Source organism: Candidatus Legionella polyplacis, from assembly GCF_002776555.1.
GTDB classification, from domain to species: Bacteria; Pseudomonadota; Gammaproteobacteria; order Legionellales; family Legionellaceae; genus Legionella_E; species Legionella_E polyplacis.
Map to the genome: position 1 here is coordinate 491,621 of NZ_CP021497.1, position 19,858 is coordinate 511,478.

The window sequence follows — 19,858 nt, forward strand, 5'->3', positions numbered from 1 at the left end:
GGAGGTTGTATTTTTTTTATTTTGTAGTGTTTTTTATGTATTAATATTTTAATCATAAAAAAAATGACTGATTATTATAATTATTTTTTATTGTTTTTTGTATGTTTATGAGTAGTATAGTTACTTTTCAAGATATTTTTATAAAATTGCAGGAATTTTGGATAAATAATGGTTGTTTACTTCTACAACCTTTAGATATGGAAGTCGGAGCAGGTACATTTCATCCTGCTTCATTTTTTCGTACGATTGGACCAGAACCTTGGTTTGTGTCTTTTTTTCAACCGTCTAGAAGACCTTTAGATGGTAGATACGGAAATAGTTGTAATCGTCTTCAATATTATTATCAATTTCAAGTTATTATCAAACCTTCTCCAGATAATGTACAAGAAATGTATTTTGATTCGCTTAAATATTTAAATATTGATTTATCAATTAATGATATTCAATTTATAGAAGATAATTGGGAATCTCCTACATTGGGAGCTTGTGGAGTTGGTTGGGAAATTCGGCAAAATGGATTAGAAATTTCGCAATTTACGTATTTTCAACAAATGGGTGGATTGACTTGTGATCCTATATCTATTGAGCTAACATATGGATTAGAACGTATTTCTATGTTAATATTAGATGTAGATAATATTTTTGATATTCCTTGGACAAAAACAAAACAAGGAGGAATAATCAGTTATAAAGAAATATTTTATCAAAATGAAGTTGAAATGTCTTTATATAATTTTAAATTAGTTAATACTGATAATTTATTGAAAAATTTTGAGTTTTATCAAAATGAGGCTAATAAATTAATTTCTATAGGTTTAATTATTCCTGCATATGAGATGGTAATAAAAGCTTCTCATTTGTTTAATTTATTAGAAGCTAGAAAAATATTTTCTGTTAATGAAAGACAAAATTATATTTTTAAAATTAGAAAATTATCAACTTTAATAGCAAATATTTATTTTGTTCAGCGTAAAAGTTTAGGTTTTCCTTTAAAAAAATAAGGAAATTTTATGGGAGTTGATTTTTTATTTGAATTGGGTTGTGAAGAGTTGCCATCGAAAGAGTTATTAGTTTTTTCTGAAATATTTTTTAAAAAAATTTTAGATGGTATGAAATCTTTTAATATTTTATATGAAGACAAAGAAATATTTTTATCTTCAAGAAGAATAGCTATATGTATAGAAAATATTAAAGTAGAAAAAAAAGTAATTAATAATAGTTTATTACGATTTGGACCATTATATAGTTTGTCTTATGATAAATTAGGAAATCCAACAGATATTTTATTAAATTTTATTAAAAATAATGATTTATCTTTAAAAGATATTATTATTAGTTATCATAATGATAAAAAATATGTAGCATATTATACTTTTTTAAATAAAAAAAAATTAAAAAATTTGTTATCTGAATTAATATCAAAATCTTTTTTTTCTTTGTCTTTTTTTAAGTTTATGCGTTGGAATTTAAGTAATGTTATGTTTATCAGACCTGTACGTTGGTTAGTATGTTTATTAGGAAAAGATATTATCGATTTTATGATTTATGGATTAAAGTCGGAACGTATTACTTATGGTAATAAGTTTTTTATGAAATCGAAAATTTATATTGATAATCCTAGTCTTTATAAAGAGTTGTTAAATAAATATTATGTTATTCCAAATTTTTTTATAAGAAAAAAATATGTTTTGGATGAAATAAAAAAAATAGAAAAAAATCATAATGTTCATGTTATTTTTTCGGAAAATTTAATTAATGAAGTAATTTCTATGGTTGAATGGCCAAGAGTTTTATTAGGAAGATTTTCCAAAAAGTTTTTAACTTTACCAAAGGAAGTAATTATAGAAGTTTTAGAGGTACATCAAAGATGTTTTGCATTGCAAGATTCTCAATTTTGTTTAATTCCATATTTTATAATTGTTACTAATATTGTTAGTAATAATTTTGATAAAGTGATTAAAGATAATGAAAAATCTGTTTATTTTAAACTTAATGATGCTAATTTATTTTTTAATGAAGATAAAAAATATTCATTGATTAGTAGATATAAAGATTTAAATAATATAATTTTTCAAGAAAAATTAGGTTCAATGAAAGAAAAAATTTATCGTATAAAGTGCATTATAAAAACCGCATTAGTAAATCCATTAAGTTTAAATATTGATGATGTTATTAGGGCTATTAAGCTATCTAAGTGTGATTTATTAACTGAAATGGTGTGTGCATTTCCTAAATTACAAGGATTTATTGGATATTATTACGCTATTTATAATAAGGAAAAAATGTCTGTAGCTATAGCATTAAAAGAACAATATTTTCCTCGTTTTTCTAATGACATATTGCCTATGTCAAGAATTGGAATAGCTTTATCATTAGCTGATTGTTTAGATACATTTGTAGGTATATTTTTAAAATATGGGGAACCTAAAAAATCTAAAGATCCTTTTAAATTAAGAAGATATGCTTTATCTTTAGTTCGATTACTTTTAAATATTTCTTATCCGTTTAATTTATCTTTTCTTATTAATTTAGCATATGATAATTATATTCGTTACAATTTTATTGATTTTGATAATATTAATATTATTAATAAAATTAATGATTTTGTTTTTGATCGTTTTAAATATTATCATTATAAGAATGGTGTTAATAAATCTTTATTAAAATCTGTATTTGTTTCTGGTAAGTATTGTTTTTATGAGATTAATAATAAAATTGAAATATTAAAATATTTTTTTGATTTTAAGAAAGAGTGCAGTTTTTTAATATCGGTTTGTAAACGTATTAATAATTGTTTATTTAAAATGCCGAAAATTAAATTTGATAATTTTGTAATTAATGAATCGTTTTTTAACAGTAATTTTGAATTTAGTTTATTTAGGTTTTTAACTTTTTTTGAAAAGAAAATTAAAGGTTTTATCTATAATAAGAAATGTGAATTACTTTTAAAGTATTTAATAGAATTAGGGAAACTTTTAAACAATCTTTTAAATCATGTAAGAATTGTAAATAATAACAATATAATCTATTTGAATAGATTAGCTTTAATTAAAAAATCACAAAAGTTATTTTTTGAAGTTTCTGATTTTTCACTATTAGAGTTGGATAAAATATAATGTGCTTAATATTTTGTTGTTATAATTTAGTTGATTTGTATTTAAAAAGTAAAGAAATTTTTGTTTTATATTTCGTAAAAGAAAAATTATAATAAAATATATTTATATATTTTTATATTATAGTTAGTTTTTATTTAAAATAATAGCGATATTTTTTTATTAATTAATTTTATTTGATAAGAATTTGTATTAAATAGATTATGAAATTTATAATTAAATCACTGATAGTTGATGCTTTTAAAAAAATGAATTATTCAAATTTTATTTTTAATAAAGTTATTAATAATTTTAAGGTAGATTATACTAAAAATAAGAAATTTGGTGATTTTTTTACAAATATATCTTTAGTTATTGCAAAAGTTGCAAAAAAAAATCCTATGTATGTTGCTAAACATATGGTGGTTTTATTACCAAAACATATAATCATTAAAACTATTGAGATAGCTTATCCAGGTTTTATTAATTTTTTTATTTCTTATAATGAAAAATTTAATATAATTAAAAAAATTTTAGAACAATCAGAAAATTATGGAAAACTTTCTTTAGGTGATGGAAAAAAAATACTTATTGAATTTGTTTCAGCTAATCCTACAGGACCATTACATGTTGGTCATGGTAGAATAGCAGTTTTTGGTTCTATATTATCTAATTTATTTGAGTTATTAGGTTATCGTGTAATTAAAGAATATTATATAAATGATTTTGGAAAGCAAGTAGATATTTTATTATTAAGTATTTGGTTAATATATTTAAATTTAGTTGGAGAGCATGTTACTTTTCCAATTGGTATTTATCGTAACGAATATGTAAAAAATATTGCTAATTATATATACAAAGAATATGGATTAAAATTTAAATATTCTTGGAATAAAATTAAGGATAAGTGGTTATCTAAAAAAATAATAGAAAATGAAAAAGAAGAAGTATATATTGATTTTTTAATTGGAATAACTAAGACAGTTTTAGGAAATTTTTATTATGAAATTTTTTATAAAAATTCCTTATTTTTTATAATATGTAATATCAAGAAAGATTTATCAAATTTTAAAATTTATTACGATAATTGGATATCCGAATATGAATTATTAAACTCTGGAGTTGTTCAAAATATTATAGAAAAATTGAAGAAAAATAATTGTACTTATATTAGTAATGGTGCTTTATGGTTTAAATCAACTAAATTTGGAGATGAAAAAGATAGAGTTTTGATTAGATCCAATGGTTCTATTACATATTTCGCATCGGATATTGCTTATCATATTGATAAATATAATAGAGGATTTGATAAAATCATAAATATTTTTGGTTGTGATCATCATGGTTATGTTGGCAGAATAAAGTCTGCTATGAAGTCTTTTAATTATAATGTAGATATTTTAAATGTATTGCTAGTTCAGTTTGTGGTTCTTTATAGAGATGGAAAATATGTTAAATTATCAAAAAGAAATAATTATTCTGTTAGTTTGCATGATTTATATGAAGAGTTAGGGAATGATGTAATACGATTTTTTTATATAATGAGAAAATCTGATCAATATATAGAATTTGATTTAAATTTAGCAAAATTAAGATCTAATGAAAATCCTGTTTATTATATTCAATATGCATATGCTCGTATTTGTTCTGTAATTCGGCAAGTTAATAAGCGTAAATTATGTTTTGATAAAGATGCAGGTTTATTAAACTTATCTTTACTTAATAAAGCTCAGGAATTGGAGATTATATCTTTTCTTAATAAATATCTGGATGTTATTGTTAGTGCATCAAAGTTTTATGATCCACATAGAATTTCTTGTTATCTCTTAGATTTATCTTCTAAACTTCATAGTTACTATAATTCTGTTTCTTTATTATGCAAAGAACATACATTGAGAAATGCTAGGTTATGTTTAATTAAGTCAGTGGGACAAATTTTAAAAAATGGTTTGGATTTATTAGGTATTTCTTCTCCAGAACGTATGTAAAAAACATATATTATAAGTTTAATTGTTTCTTTTAAAAAAATATTAATTTATTTAATATTTTAATGTTACACATACATTTTTTGCGTTCGTTATTGTTTGTGGTTTGCATACAGTGATTTTTACTGAATTTAATTTAAATTTGTTTTTTATTATTTTTGCAGTAGAATATGCAACAGTTTCAATTAATTTAAAAGAATTATTTTTTAAGTGAGAATTGATTGTATTTATTATTTCTGTATAATCAATAACATTATCTATTTGATCATTATGTTGTTTGTATTTAGTTTTAATATCAATATCTAATTTTAGATTTTGATTTATTTTTTGTTCCCATTCGTATATACCAATTTTAGTTTTTATAGAGAGTTTTCTTATTTTTAAAATGTACATATATATATTAATGTGTAGTTATAAGTTAATTTAATTATATCAATAATATATGAGTTTTATACTTTTAAAAAGTAGTTAGACTTGATTTTTTTTTAAAAGTCCCCACATTTAAAAGCTAAATGTTCTGGAGTCTTTTATGAATAAAGAAGATAGAAAAGATAAATTTTTTTCTGTAGATAGTTTACAAGAAAAAATTATGCCTGAAAATTTGGATAAACTTGAATCTGCACCTAAAAATTTAGATAAAAATGAAAATACTTTAAGTGAAATTGATAAAATTAAAAAAGATTTAGATGAAGCTAAAAGGAAATCTGATGAAAATTGGGATAGGGCTGTTAGAGCTATAGCTGAGTTAGAAAATTTTAGGCGTCGTTCTGAACGAGATATTTTTGATGCACATCGTTATGGAATTAGTAAGATTTTAATAGATTTTTTACCAGTTATAGATAGTTTAGATCAAGCTTTGCAATTGTGTGAAAATTCTGATTCAAAAATTATGTATGAAGGGTTGATTTTAATTAGAAAATTATTTTTAGATGCTTTAATTAAGCATGGTGTTGTAGAAATTTTTCCAAAAGGAGAAAAGTTTAACCCCGAAGAACATGAGGCTATGTCTATTCAAGAGAGTGAAGCATTGATGGATAATACCGTAATATCGGTATTTCAAAAAGGTTATAAACTATATGATAGAGTTATTCGTCCTGCTAGGGTAATTGTGGCTAAATCTAAAATTGTTTAATTGTTTATAAAGGGAAAAATAAAATGACTGTATATAGATTTATCATTATTTGTTAGGGTTCTGAATAAAATATTGTTTGTGTTTGTTTTTCGATAGGATTTTGTTTTTTGGTAATTTATAGAATAATAAAATATTATATCATTGGAGTAATTAAAAAATGGCAAAGATTATTGGGATTGATTTGGGTACAACTAATTCTTGTGTTGCAGTTATGGAAGGTGATCCAAAAGTAATTGAGAATAGTGAGGGTCGTAGAACTACTCCTTCTATTATAGCTTATACAGATGGAGAAACTTTGGTTGGTGATGCAGCTAAAAGACAGGCTGTTACAAATCCTGAAAATACTCCTTTTGCAGTAAAACGTTTGATTGGTAGAAAATTTGATGATCCGATTGTGCAAAAAGATATTAAAATGGTTCCTTATAAGATAATAAGGGCATCTAATGGAGATGCATGGGTTAGAATTAAAGGGAAAGATTTAGCTCCACCTCAAATTTCTTCAGAAATTCTTAGAAAAATGAAAAAAACTGCGGAAGATTATTTAGGTGAGGAGGTTAAAGAAGCTGTTATTACTGTTCCTGCCTATTTTAATGATTCTCAACGTCAGGCAACTAAAGATGCTGGAAGAATTGCTGGATTAGAAGTAAAAAGAATTATAAATGAGCCTACAGCTGCTGCTCTTGCGTATGGAATGGATAAAAAAAAGGGAGATGTAGTTATAGCTGTTTATGATTTGGGTGGTGGTACATTTGATGTTTCTATTATAGAAATAGCTGAGGTTGAAGGTGAACATCAATTTGAGGTATTAGCTACAAACGGTGATACGTTTTTAGGTGGAGAAGATTTTGATTTAGCTTTAATTCAATATCTTGTATTAGAATTTAAGAAAGATACTGGAATTGATTTAAATAATGATTCTCTTGCTTTACAAAGATTAAAAGATTCTGCAGAAAAAGCTAAGATTGAATTATCTTCAGCTCAACAAACTGATGTTAATTTACCATATATAACAGCAGATTCTTCTGGTCCTAAACATTTAAATATAAAATTAACTAGAGCTAAATTAGAATCTTTAGTGGAAGATTTAGTTCAAAGAACCATAAAACCTTGTGAGGTAGCATTGAAAGATGCTGGATTAAGTGTATCTCAAATTAATGAAGTTATTTTAGTTGGAGGTCAAACTAGAATGCCACTAGTCCAAAAAACTGTTCAAAAGTTTTTTGGAAAAGATCTTAGAAAAGATGTAAATCCAGATGAGGCGGTTGCTGTTGGTGCTGCTATTCAAGCAGCAGTATTGTCTGGAGATGTTAAAGATATTTTATTATTGGATGTTACTCCATTGTCATTAGGTATAGAAACTTTAGGTGGAGTTATGACAAAGGTTATTGAAAAAAATACTACTATACCTACAAAAGCTACTCAGGTATTTTCTACAGCTGATGATAATCAAACTGCAGTTACTGTACATATTCTACAGGGAGAAAGAGAACAAGCATCAGCAAATAAATCGTTAGGTAGGTTTGATTTGACTGGCATACCTCCAGCTCCTAGGGGTGTACCTCAAATAGAGGTAACATTTGATATAGATGCAAATGGTATATTAAATGTATCTGCAAAAGATAAGACTACTGGAAAAGCTCAATCAATTATTATAAGAGCTTCAAGTGGATTAAGTGAAGATGAAGTTCAAAATATGATAAAAGATGCTAAATCTCATGCAGAAGAAGATAAGAAATTTAGAGAAATAATTGAAGTAAGAAATAGAGCTGATGCTCTTATTCATACTAGTGAGAAAACTTTAAAAGAGTTTTCTAATGACTTATCTGAAAAAGATAGGAATAGCATGGAAAGTGCTATTAATGATTTAAAAGAATCTGTAAAAGGAAATGATAAAGTATTGATTGAAAATAAAATTCGTATTTTAACAGATATTTCTAGTAATTTAATGGATCGTTTACAGATGTTAAAAAAATCTGGTAGTAATAAATCATTTGATAATAATGTAAAAAGCAATGTTTCAGATAGTAATACTAAGGAAAATAATTCTTCTTCCAATAAAGATAATATTGTTGATGCTGAATTTGAGGAAGTAAAAGAAGATAAAAAAACTGATGATAATAAATAGAACTTTTTATATTGAAAAGTAGTTTTATTAGATTAAATTCTATTTAGTACAGAGTAAAATGGTATTATAAAATAATGTCAAGTCAGGATTATTATGAAATTCTTGGTGTAGATCGCAATGCAAGTGATTTAGAGATAAAACGTGCATATAGAAAATTGGCTATGAAATATCATCCAGATAGGAATCTTAATGATAAATTAGCTGAAGAGAAATTTAAAGAAATTCAAAAAGTATATGCAGTATTATCTAATAAAGAAAAACGTGCAATGTATGATAGGTTTGGACAGGCAGGTATAGATCCTTCTGTAGAATCTACTGTGAAATCTAGTAATTTTAGTGGATTTGGGGATGTTTTTGATCTTTTCGAAACTATGTTTACAGGAGGTAGAAATAGCAATAAACATTCGAATGATAATAGAGGTTCTGATTTGCAATTTAATGTTCAGGTAACTTTAGAAGAAGCTTCTTCTGGAAAAAAGATTAATATTAATATTCCAAGATTTACTACATGTAAGGTATGTTTTGGTTTAGGTTCTAAAAGAGGTTCTCATCCAAAAAAATGTGATGTTTGTCACGGTGCTGGAGAGATTCGTATGCAACAAGGTTTTTTTTCTATTCAACAAACATGTAGAAAATGCAATGGTGAGGGTAAAGTAATTGTTGATCCTTGTTATACTTGTTCTGGTCAAGGTAGAATTAGAGAAAATAAGAAATTGACTGTAAAAATCCCTTCTGGAGTGAATGACGGAGATCAGATTCGTTTAATTGGGGAAGGAGAAGCTGGTTTAAAAGGAGGTGGGTCTGGAGATTTATATATAAAGATAGAAATTAAACCTCATTCTATCTTTAGACGAGAGGGGAATAATTTATATTGTGAAGTTCCTATCAATTATGCAATAGCAGCTCTTGGAGGATCTATAGATGTTCCAACGTTAGGAGGAAGAGTTACATTAAAAATACCAGGAGGAACGCAAACTGGTAAAATTTTTCGTCTTCGTGGAAAAGGAGTTGGATCGATTAGAAACAAAACTATAGGAGATTTATTGTGTAAAATTATTGTAGAAACTCCTGTTAATTTATCTAAAGAGCAAAAAAATTTATTATTAAATTTACAAGAATCTTTAGAAAATAATGGAGGCGCTAATTCACCTCGTGTTAGTTCATGGTTTGATGGTGTAAAAAAGTTTTTTGAAAAAATGAAATTTTAGTTTAATATTCATTATTAGTTTTAATAGTAATTTTTAATTACATTAAATATATAGTATTACTTTTAAAATTATTTTTTATTTAATAAAATGTTTTGTTATTAATTAATAAATTTTATAAATATTTTTATTAAAAATTTGATAATTTATTGTTTTGTTGTAGGAAGACAATATTTTGTTGTTTTATAATATTAGTAATAAATAAAATATTTAGTAATCAATTTTAATTAAAGTTATTCTGATTTTTAAAATTTTAAATTTATGATTTCATAAAAAATGATAGATTATAAAGTTTTTGATATTGCTTTAGCTAATTTTGGAATGAAAGAAATTTCTATAGCAAGAATGGAAATGCCTGGTCTTATGAATTTAAGAAAAGAATTCAATAATAATAAACCATTAAAAGGGGCTAGAATTTCTGGTTGTTTACATATGACTGTGCAAACTGCTGTTCTTATAGAAACTTTAATATTTTTGGGTGCGGAAGTAAGGTGGTCTTCTTGTAACATTTTTTCTACACAAGATCATGCTGCTGCTGCAATGGCTGTTGCTGGAGTTCCTATTTTTGCATGGAAAGGACAGACGGAAAAGGAATATTGGTGGTGTATAAAACAAATTTTATATGGCCCTAATTACTGGAGACCAAATTTGTTAATTGATGATGGAGGAGATTTAACTTCTTATGTACATAATAAGTGTCCTGAAATATTAGAATCAATATTAGGTGTTTCTGAAGAGACAACTACAGGTTCGCATAGACTTTATAAAATGGTTAAAGAAGGAAAATTAAAAATACCTGCTTTTAATATAAATGATTCTGTAACAAAATCTAAATTTGATAATATATATGGATGCAGAGAATCATTGTTAAGTGGTTTAAAGCAAGCTTTAAATATTATGATTGCTGGAAAAATAGTTTTAATTTTAGGTTATGGAAATGTTGGAAAAGGTTGTGCTAAGGCTTTTCGCGGTCAAGGTGCTATTGTATATATTAGTGAAATTGACCCTATATGTGCTTTGCAAGCTGTTATGGATGGATATAAAGTATTAACACTTTGTGATATTTCTAATGAAGTTGATATAGTTGTTACTGCAACTGGTAATTATCACGTTGTTACACATGATCATATGATGAATATGAAGGATAATGTTGTGCTATGTAACATAGGTCATTTTGATTTTGAAATTGATGTTTATAGTTTAAGAAATTATCATTGGACTAATATTAAGCCTCAAGTTGATTTAATTGAATTACCTAATGGGAAGCATATAATTTTGCTTGCTGAAGGAAGATTAGTTAATTTAGGTTGTTCTAATGGTCATCCTAATTTTGTTATGTCTATATCTTTTACAAATCAAGTCTTAGCACAGATTGAATTATTTAATAATTTTAGTTGTTATAAAAATGATATTTATACATTACCTAAAATATATGATGAAAAAGTAGCTAGATTACATTTAGATTATGTGGGTGCAAAGCTGACAATATTAACAGATAATCAATCTAAATATATAGATACTCCAATAGAAGGTCCTTATAAATCAAAATATTATCGTTATTAAATAATTTTTATTATAAATTTTATAAGAATATTTATTTTTAGGTATGTGTATGTTACAGTATCTTGATTATAGAGAAATATTTTGATATAAAATTAAAGACTATTAGACTAGATTTTATTATTTTTAGAATATTAATTTATATTAAATCAAGTTAATATAATTAAAAATTATATTAAGAAAAGAAGTTTTACCTTTTTTATTATTGTAAATATTATTTTTAATAAAAATATTAATGTTTTTTATTATTTTTTCTTTAGATTTATTATGATATACAGTATGACTGCGTTTGCAAAATCTCAAAGAATTTTTAAAGATTATATTATTTATTGGGAAATTAAATCTTTAAATTATAGGCATTTTGATGTTTCATTCTTTTTGTTTGATAAATTTAAGTTTTTAGAATATTCATTAAAAAATATTTTAAAAAAAAAAATTAATCGAGGAAAGATAGAATGTTTATTGAAAATAAAAAATTTTTTTTATAAACAACAACAAATATATATTGATATTACATTAGTAAAAAAAATAATTAATGTTACAAATTCTATTTCTATTAGTGAAAATATAAAAAATGATTTAACTTTAAGTAAGATTTTAACTTGGCCTAATGTTGTTCAAATTGATATCGAATTTGATCGAGTTTTAATAAGAAGAATTTTAAAGTTATTTCAAATAACTGTAATAAAACTTTTAGAAGTAAAAAAAATAGAGGGAAACGCTTTAAGGGAATGTATTATTTCTAGAGTAAAAATATTAAAAAAAAATATTGATCTTATCAAAGATAATGCTTCATTTTTATTGGAAAAAAAGCATAAAAAAATATTATTAGATCTTAAAAAATTTTCAATTAATTCGGAAAATCAATTACGTATTTCGCAAGAAGTAGCTTTTATGGTGATGCGATTAGATATTAATGAGGAAATAGATAGAATTAAAATTCATTTGTGTGAAATAGAAAAAGTTTTATTTGAAAAATCATCTGTAAGTCGTTATTTAGATTTTTTAATGCAGGAAATTTATAGGGAAGTTAATACATTAATTTCGAAATCAGATTTTATTAAAATTATAAAACTTGGATTGGAGATGAAAGTTTGTGTTGATCAAATACGTGAACAAATAAAAAATATTGAATAAAATATGAATAAGTTTTCTTTAGGTAATATTATTATTTTATCTTCTCCATCTGGAGGTGGGAAAACAACTTTATTAAAAAATATAGTTCGTTTAGTTAATAATATTGGTGCCCCTATATCTTATACTACTAGACCAATAAGACCTGGTGAGAAAGAAGGTATTGATTATTTTTTTATTGAAAAAAAACAATTTTTTATAATGAAAAAAAAAAATTTTTTTTTGGAATATGCTCGTATATTTAATTATTACTATGGAATTTCTTTTGAAGAAATTAATAAATTTATTAATAATGGTATAGATTTAATTTTGGCAATTAATTGGCAAGGTGCTAAAAGAATTAAATATCTTTATCCTAATCAAGCTATTTCTATTTTTATTATACCTCCATCTTTAAGGGTTTTAAAACATAGATTATTTCATCGAAATAAAGATTGTAGTTTTGTTAATAAGAGAATGCGTTATGTTAAAAATGATGTAATTCATTTAAAAGAATTTGATTATTTAATTATCAATGATGATTTAGATAATACTATATTAGAATTATATGCTATTATTTTGGCAAATAGATTAAAAATGACATATCAAAAAATATATAATAAAGATTTACTTTCTTCTTTTTTATTATCTTTATAGAAAATAATTTTTTATATATTTTTTATATTTATTAGATAAATACTTTTTTTATATTTAAAATATACTGAAAAATATTTGATGTTGTTGTTCGATATTTTTTAATTTTTTTTTGAATAAAAAAATTGTTTTGTGTTGTTATTATATTTTTTAACTATAAATTTTAGGATTTGAATTATGGCTAGAGTTACAATAGAAGATTGTTTAAATTTCGTGTCTAATCGTTTTGAATTAGTAATGCTAGCAACTAAGCGTGCTAGAAATATTTTAATTAATGGTGAGAAACCATTGGTAGAATGTAAAAAAGATAAGATTACAGTAGTTGCTCTTAAAGAAATTGCATTTGGTTTGATAAATAAAGATATTTTGGAAAAAAAATAATGCAGAAATCTTTTATTATTTTTTTTACACATAGTTTGTTATTAAAAACTAAGTAGTATTTTATTTTTAATATTAATAATAGAGTTTTTTTATATTAATCAATGTAATTATGAGAGATAAATGTTTACTTCCAATAGGTGTTTTTGATTCTGGAGTTGGTGGTTTGACAATTTTACGTTCATTAAAAAAATTTTTATCTCATGAATCATTTATATATATATGCGACACAGCTAGATTTCCTTATGGAATAAAAAGTAAGAATATAGTTCATTACTATACTATAAGATCAGTTAATTTTTTAATTAAACAAAAAATTAAAGCATTAGTTATTGCATGTAATACTGCTTCCAGTGTATCTTTATCTTATTTAAAAAATAAATATTCTCATTTATTTCCAGTTATCGGAGTTATTGATCCTATTTTGAAGAAGATAATTTCAGTAATAAAAGATAATCGTGTAATAATTCTAGCTACTAGAACTACTATTGATTCGAAATTGTATCAACGTTATATTCGTAAAAATTGTCCGCATGCTATTATTTTATCTAAATCATGTAATGTTTTAGTGACTTTAGCAGAAGAAGGAATGATAGATAATTCTATTGTAAGAGAGGTTTTTAAATATTATTTAGGTAATATCAATCAAAATGATATTATTTTATTAGGTTGTACACATTTTAATGTTTTTAAGTCTTTACTAAAAAAAAATTTGCCTAAAAGAATTAAAATAATTGATTCATCAATATCTACTGCTTTTGCTTTATATAAAGTATTTAAAAAAAATAATTTGTTTAATTTTGATTATACATTTAAAAGTAAAATTTATTATTTTGTTACAGATTCTATAAAGCGTTTTCAAAAAGTTGGAAAATTTTTTTTGGGGGAGGTAATTGAAGAAGATAATGTAAAACAAATAAAAATTTAATTATAAATTTAAAGAAATTATTTTTTTAAATAGTTTACTTTTAAAATATTTGATTTTAAATTATTAGAATTAATTAAATATATTTTTTTAAATAAAAAAATTAATAATTTTTTATTCAATTTAAAAATGGGTATTTTAATAAAATTTTATTCTTATAGGTTCTAATATAAAGATTAGTATTTATATATTAAATATATTTTAGAATTTAGTTTGATAATCAATAAAATTAAATATAATTTAAGATTATTATTATTTATTGATAGAAAATTAAAGATAATTTAAATTTTTTTATAAAGAGGTTATGATGAAAAAAAAGATTACTATGATTAATCTTATGTTAATAATTATATTTTTAGGTATAATAATATCTGTAATTTTTAATATGGTTAATAATTATTTTAATATAGATTTTTTAAGAGGAAAGATTATTAATTTAGTTAAAAAATGTTTTAATTTTAATTAATTGTGGTATGTTAACTATATAATAGAAATTAATTTTTAAAAACTATTTATAAATATATAAATTTATATTTTATATATAGAAATAAGTTACTTTAATAAAAGTAGAATTTTTTATGGAATAGAGTATTTTATGTTTGTTATAACTCGTTTTGCTCCTAGCCCTACTGGATTTTTACATATAGGTAGTATACGTACTGCATTATTTTCCTGGTTATATGCTAGGCATTTTAATGGAAAATTTTTATTAAGAATTGATGATACAGATATAAGTCGTATAAAGATAGATTTTATTCATGCTATTTTATCTAGTATGAACTGGTTAGGTTTAGATTATGATAATAATCCGTTTTATCAAAGTCATAATTATTTTAGATATCAAGAAATTATTTTACAGTTATTAGATGAAAATAAAGCTTATTATTGTAGATGTACTCAAGAAAGATTAAATTTTTTACGTATAAATCAAATTAATAGTAATAAAAAACCTAGATATGATAGATACTGTCGTAATAAAAATTTTTCTTTTAAAAAAGATATTTATCAAGTTGTAAGGTTTAAAACGCCTATATCTGGTGTAGTATCGTTTTATGATAAAGTTTATGGAAATATTAATATTAATAATAATGAATTAGATGATTTTATTTTAATGCGATCCAATGGATCTCCAACTTATAATTTTTCTTCTGTTGTTGATGATTTTGATATGAAAGTTACTCATATTATTCGAGGTAATGATCATATTAGTAATACCCCTAAACAAATTAATTTATTTAATGCTTTACATGCAAAACTTCCTGTTTTTGCTCATTTACCTATGATTCTTGGAAAAGATGGAAAATCTTTATCTAAACGATATGGATCCATAGATGTTATTGAATTTAAAAAATTAGGTATTTTACCAAAAGCTTTATTAAATTGTTTAGTTCGGTTGGGATGGTCATGTGGTAACAAAGAAATTTTTAGTATAGAGGAGATGATTCATTATTTTAATTTAAATAATATTAGTCATAGTAATGCTAAATTTAATTATGATAAGTTATATTGGTTAAATAAATATTATCAGAAAAATATATCAGAAAAAGAGATAAATTCTATATTATTTGAATATTTTAAAGATCTAAATATAAATTTAAATAATGGTCCTAGATTAGTTGATTTATTTCATGCGCAATCTGGTCGTTATAATACTTTGGTAGAAATGTGTGAAAATAGTAAGTCATTTTATCAAAATAAAGTTATTTATGATATAAATTTAATAGGTAAATATTTTAAATCATGTTTTTTACCTTTTTTTATAAAATTGCAAAAAAAATTAGTATTATTGGATGATTGGAATGAAAATAAAATATTAGAATTTATTAAACAATTGAGTATAAAAAATAATATTACTGTCAATAATGTAATACAAATTTTACGTGTTATTTTAACTGGAAATGATTGTTCGTTTTCAATTAAGAAAATATTTATTTTTTTAGGGAAAAAACGTGTTTTGTTACGTTTGGAAGAAAGTTTAAAGTTATTTAACTAAAAAATTTTTTATTTTTTATAGTTATTAATTTTATTAATAGATATTATATTTTTTTACAAATTAAGAATTATTTCATATAATAATCTAATTTTTAGAATGTATCTATGACGGTTTATTATAAGATTTGTCTCCATCGTCTAGTTCGGATTAGGACATCGCCCTTTCACGGCGGTAACAGGGGTTCAAATCCCCTTGGAGACGTTTTTATCATGTAAATTTTACTTTATTAAATGCAATTCAAGATAATTTTTTGGTAAAATTTATTTTTAACTTTTTATTTTTTATTAGTAAAATTTTTTAAAATAAAGTTTTTATATGAAAAATATTCGTAATTTTTCTATTATTGCGCACGTTGATCATGGAAAATCTACTTTGGCTGATCGGTTTATTCAAAATTGTGGAACTTTATCTGATAGAGAAATGATGGATCAAGTATTGGATTCTATGGATATTGAAAGGGAACGTGGCATTACAATTAAGGCACAAAGTGTTTCTTTAAATTACATATCTTGTTCTGGCATTTCATATTTATTTAATATTATAGATACTCCTGGACATATTGATTTTTTTTATGAAGTATCTAGAGCTTTATCAGCTTGTGAGGGTGCAATTTTATTAATTGATGCAACTCAAGGTATTGAAGCTCAGACTATTGGGGTTTGCAGAGAAGCGATTAATAAATCTATAAAAATATTACCGGTCTTAAATAAGATTGATCTTATTAATAAGATAGATTTAAATCTTATCTTAAATCAATTTCAAGATCTTATTGGAATAAAAGTAAATAGTATATTACAAATTAGTGCTAAATTTGGATTAGGGATTAATAATTTATTTGAAAGTATAATAGATAATATTCCTTCACCTAAAGGTGATATTAATTCTCCATTACAAGCTTTAATTATAGATTCTTGGTTTAATAATTATTTTGGTGTGGTTTTTCTAGTAAGAGTTGTTCATGGTTTTATAAAAAAAGGTGATTCGTTAAAAATAATGTCTAATGGAAAAATTTGTATTGCAGAAGATATAGGCATTTTTACTCCTAAACGTATTAAAAAGACTTTTTTAAAATCTGGAGAAGTTGGATATGTAGTATCTGGGATTAAAAATATAAATAATAATTTGTTTCTGGTTGGTGATACGTTAACAAAAAATAATGCACCAGCATGTAAATCTTTACTAAAATTTAAATGTTCTAATCCTAAAATATATTCTAGTTTATTTCTATTAGATAATAATGATATAGCTTTTTTTAAAAAATCTTTATTAAAATTGAAGCTTAATGATGCATCTTTATTTTTTGAAGAGGAATTTTCTGAAATATTAGGATATGGATTTCGTTGTGGATTTTCTGGAAAACTTCATATGGAAATTATACAAGAAAGGTTAAAACGTGAATATAATTTAAATATAATTTCTACTATACCTACAGTAAGTTATCAGGTGTTAACAAAAGATGGACAATTATTATTGATTGATAGGCCTTCCAAGATTTTAAATTATAATCATGTAAAACAAATATTAGAACCAATTGTTAGAGCGAATATTGTTATTCCATATAATTGTTTAGGAAAAATTATTAATTTATGTACACAGTATTGTGGAGTTCAAGTTTCTATTATTTACAATTCTTTTCAAGTTTTTTTAGTATATGATTTTCCAATGAGTAATATAATTTTAAATTTTTTTGATTTATTAAAGTCAAAAAGCAATGGTTATGCTTCACTTTATTTTAATTTTTTAAAATTTCAACCATCTAATGTAGTAAAAATGGATATATTGATAAACAAAAAAATTATTGATATTTTTTCAGTATTTATAAGAAAAGATATGGCATATCATTATGGAAAAAATATTGTAGAAAAGTTATGTAATATTATTCCAAGACAAATGTTTGATATAGTTGTTCAAAGTGCTGTAAATAATCGTATTATTGTTAAAAGAATAATTAAAGCATTTAGAAAAAATGTTATAGATAAGTGTTATGGTGGTGATATTTCTAGAAAAAATAAATTACTTAATAAGCAAAAATATGGTAAAAAACAAATGAAAAAAATAGGAAATGTTAATATTTCCAAAGCAATATTTATTGAAATATTTAAATTTAAAAAAAATAATATATATATATGAATTTTAATTTTATATTTTTATTGTTATTTATTTTAGTTGGTATAATTTATTTATTGAATTGTTTTATATTTAAAAATAATTTTTTTTTACGTTTTAGGTATAAATATATTGTTAATTCTTTATCTTCTTTTTTTCCAGCATTTTTATTTATTTTTTTAGTTCGTTCTTTTATTTTTGAACCATTTTATGTTCCTTCTGGTTCATTGGAGCCTACTTTAATGGTAGGTGATTTTATTATAGTTAATAAATTTATTTATGGATTAAGATCTCCTATTGGAAGTGGGTATAGATTGTTATTTCAAAATAAACCGAAAAGAGGAGATATTATTGTATTTCATTGGCCTATTAATCCTAAATTAAATTATGTGAAAAGAATAATTGGTATTCCAGGAGATGAGATAGTATATCATAACAAGATATTAAAAATTAATAAAAAAATTGTTAAACGTGTTTTTCTTAGATATGAGATTGATGAAAGTTCTAATAATATTGTTAAGCGTTATCGAGAAATTTTGGATAATAAAATTTATGATATTTATTTATATCCTAATATAAAGAATCAAGATTTTAAAATTGTAATTCCAAAAAATTATTATTTTGTAATGGGTGATAATCGTGATAATAGTTTTGATAGTCGTTTTTGGGGATTGGTTAATGATAAATATTTAATAGGAAAAGTTATGTTTGTATGGATAAGTTTTTATGAAAAATATCATGGTATTCGTTGGAATAGAATAGGAAAAGTGATTTATTAGATTAATATTTTATAATTTTTATCTAATATATCAGTAAATATAATATTTTTTTATGTAAAACTACATAAATATATGTCATATTTTTTAAATATAAATTTATTGGAAAAAAAGTTAGGTTATAATTTTAAAAATATTTCTTTGTTAAAAAAAGCATTAACACATTGCAGTGTTGGAAAGGAAAATAATGAGAGATTTGAATTTCTTGGAGATTCCATTTTAAATTTTATTATTTCTGATTTAGTTTTTCAACTTTTTCCTTATAAAAATGAGGGAGAGATGAGTAAAATAAGATCATTATTGGTAAAAAAAGAAATGCTTTTTAATATTGCATCAGAAATAAAATTAAAATTACATTTAAATTTAGGTATTGGAGAAATTAAAAGTGGAGGTCTACATAATGCTTCAATATTATCAGATGCTTTAGAAGCAATCTTTGCAGCGGTATATATTGATGGTGGAATGGAGGAAATTAAAAAATTAATTTTTAGATTGTATAAATTTCGTTTATCAAAAAGTATTTTACTTTTGAATCTAAAAGATGCAAAAACAGAATTACAGGAATTATTACAATCTAAAAAAAAACCTATACCTCAATATAATTTAATTAAGAAATATGGGAAAACACATAAACAAATTTTTCATGTAATGTGTAGTATTAATTATTTAAATATATCTGAAATAGGATTTGGAAAAACTATAAAAAAGGCAGAACAAGATGCTGCTAATCGTATTTTATACAGGATAAAGAAAAGTATATTTTAGATTTTTATTTTATTTAAAAAATATTAATATATTTATTATTTATATACTT

Annotated in this window: 17 protein-coding genes and 1 tRNA gene; 17 read left to right on the forward strand and 1 reads right to left on the reverse strand. The window is 23.1% G+C overall.

The genetic code is table 11. From position 1 onward, the window contains the following. Nucleotides 1–107 precede the first annotated feature (107 nt). The 3 genes from glyQ to argS all read left to right on the forward strand — a co-directional run bounded on the left by glyQ (nt 108) and on the right by argS (nt 5,080). Entirely contained in the window at nt 108–1,001 is an 894-nt protein-coding gene (gene glyQ / locus CCU22_RS02435) for a glycine--tRNA ligase subunit alpha (protein ID WP_100115048.1), read from the forward strand. 9 nt (nt 1,002–1,010) lie between these two features. Then, nucleotides 1,011–3,116 carry a glycine--tRNA ligase subunit beta gene (glyS, locus tag CCU22_RS02440; RefSeq protein WP_100114988.1) on the forward strand — a complete coding sequence of 702 codons (2,106 nt, stop codon included), beginning with the start codon at nt 1,011–1,013 and terminating at the stop codon, nt 3,114–3,116. A gap of 200 nt (nt 3,117–3,316) precedes the next feature. After that, nucleotides 3,317–5,080, forward strand: a complete 1,764-nt coding sequence (argS, locus tag CCU22_RS02445) for an arginine--tRNA ligase (protein WP_100114989.1) — start codon at nt 3,317–3,319, stop codon at nt 5,078–5,080. 51 nt (nt 5,081–5,131) lie between these two features. Here the strand turns inward: argS and CCU22_RS02450 are convergent, their stop codons facing one another. Beyond that, a complete protein-coding gene (locus tag CCU22_RS02450; protein ID WP_100114990.1) occupies nt 5,132–5,470 on the reverse strand; it encodes a dihydroneopterin aldolase in 339 nt (112 codons plus the stop codon). Nucleotides 5,471–5,606: 136 nt separating this feature from the next. Between CCU22_RS02450 and grpE the strand changes: the two genes are divergently transcribed. The 14 genes from grpE (at nt 5,607) to rnc (ending at nt 19,809) form a co-directional block, all read left to right on the forward strand. Continuing rightward, nucleotides 5,607–6,209, forward strand: coding sequence for a nucleotide exchange factor GrpE (gene grpE / locus CCU22_RS02455; RefSeq protein ID WP_100114991.1), 603 nt, complete (start codon nt 5,607–5,609; stop codon nt 6,207–6,209). A 157-nt stretch (nt 6,210–6,366) separates the two neighbouring features. After that, nucleotides 6,367–8,334 (forward strand): molecular chaperone DnaK, encoded by a 1,968-nt coding sequence (dnaK, locus tag CCU22_RS02460; protein WP_100114992.1) that lies wholly within the window; start codon nt 6,367–6,369, stop codon nt 8,332–8,334. Nucleotides 8,335–8,408: 74 nt separating this feature from the next. Next, the gene (gene dnaJ / locus CCU22_RS02465) at nt 8,409–9,542 is read left to right on the forward strand and encodes a molecular chaperone DnaJ (RefSeq protein WP_100114993.1); all 1,134 of its coding nucleotides are present in this window, start codon (nt 8,409–8,411) and stop codon (nt 9,540–9,542) included. 273 nt (nt 9,543–9,815) lie between these two features. After that, nucleotides 9,816–11,102: an adenosylhomocysteinase gene (gene ahcY / locus CCU22_RS02470; RefSeq protein WP_100114994.1), complete on the forward strand. Its 1,287-nt coding sequence runs from the start codon at nt 9,816–9,818 to the stop codon at nt 11,100–11,102. A 276-nt stretch (nt 11,103–11,378) separates the two neighbouring features. Then, nucleotides 11,379–12,236, forward strand: coding sequence for a YicC/YloC family endoribonuclease (locus CCU22_RS02475; RefSeq protein WP_158521326.1), 858 nt, complete (start codon nt 11,379–11,381; stop codon nt 12,234–12,236). A 3-nt stretch (nt 12,237–12,239) separates the two neighbouring features. After that, nucleotides 12,240–12,869, forward strand: a complete 630-nt coding sequence (gene gmk / locus CCU22_RS02480; protein WP_100114996.1) for a guanylate kinase — start codon at nt 12,240–12,242, stop codon at nt 12,867–12,869. 174 nt (nt 12,870–13,043) lie between these two features. Beyond that, nucleotides 13,044–13,247: a DNA-directed RNA polymerase subunit omega gene (rpoZ, locus tag CCU22_RS02485; protein ID WP_100114997.1), complete on the forward strand. Its 204-nt coding sequence runs from the start codon at nt 13,044–13,046 to the stop codon at nt 13,245–13,247. A 109-nt stretch (nt 13,248–13,356) separates the two neighbouring features. Continuing rightward, the gene (gene murI, locus CCU22_RS02490) at nt 13,357–14,172 is read left to right on the forward strand and encodes a glutamate racemase (protein ID WP_100114998.1); all 816 of its coding nucleotides are present in this window, start codon (nt 13,357–13,359) and stop codon (nt 14,170–14,172) included. A gap of 301 nt (nt 14,173–14,473) precedes the next feature. Beyond that, a complete protein-coding gene (locus CCU22_RS02600; protein ID WP_158521327.1) occupies nt 14,474–14,635 on the forward strand; it encodes a hypothetical protein in 162 nt (53 codons plus the stop codon). 129 nt (nt 14,636–14,764) lie between these two features. Beyond that, nucleotides 14,765–16,162 carry a glutamate--tRNA ligase gene (gltX, locus tag CCU22_RS02495; protein ID WP_100114999.1) on the forward strand — a complete coding sequence of 466 codons (1,398 nt, stop codon included), beginning with the start codon at nt 14,765–14,767 and terminating at the stop codon, nt 16,160–16,162. 126 nt (nt 16,163–16,288) lie between these two features. Then, nucleotides 16,289–16,363, forward strand: a tRNA-Glu gene (locus CCU22_RS02500). 114 nt (nt 16,364–16,477) lie between these two features. Further along, nucleotides 16,478–18,292, forward strand: a complete 1,815-nt coding sequence (gene lepA, locus CCU22_RS02505) for a translation elongation factor 4 (protein ID WP_100115000.1) — start codon at nt 16,478–16,480, stop codon at nt 18,290–18,292. Further along, on the forward strand, nt 18,289–19,047 hold the full coding sequence (lepB, locus tag CCU22_RS02510) for a signal peptidase I (RefSeq protein WP_100115001.1): 759 nt from the start codon (nt 18,289–18,291) through the stop codon (nt 19,045–19,047). Before lepA ends, lepB begins: the two co-directional genes overlap by 4 nt. A gap of 72 nt (nt 19,048–19,119) precedes the next feature. Further along, nucleotides 19,120–19,809: a ribonuclease III gene (rnc, locus tag CCU22_RS02515; protein ID WP_100115002.1), complete on the forward strand. Its 690-nt coding sequence runs from the start codon at nt 19,120–19,122 to the stop codon at nt 19,807–19,809. The last annotated feature ends 49 nt before the right edge of the window (nt 19,810–19,858 follow it).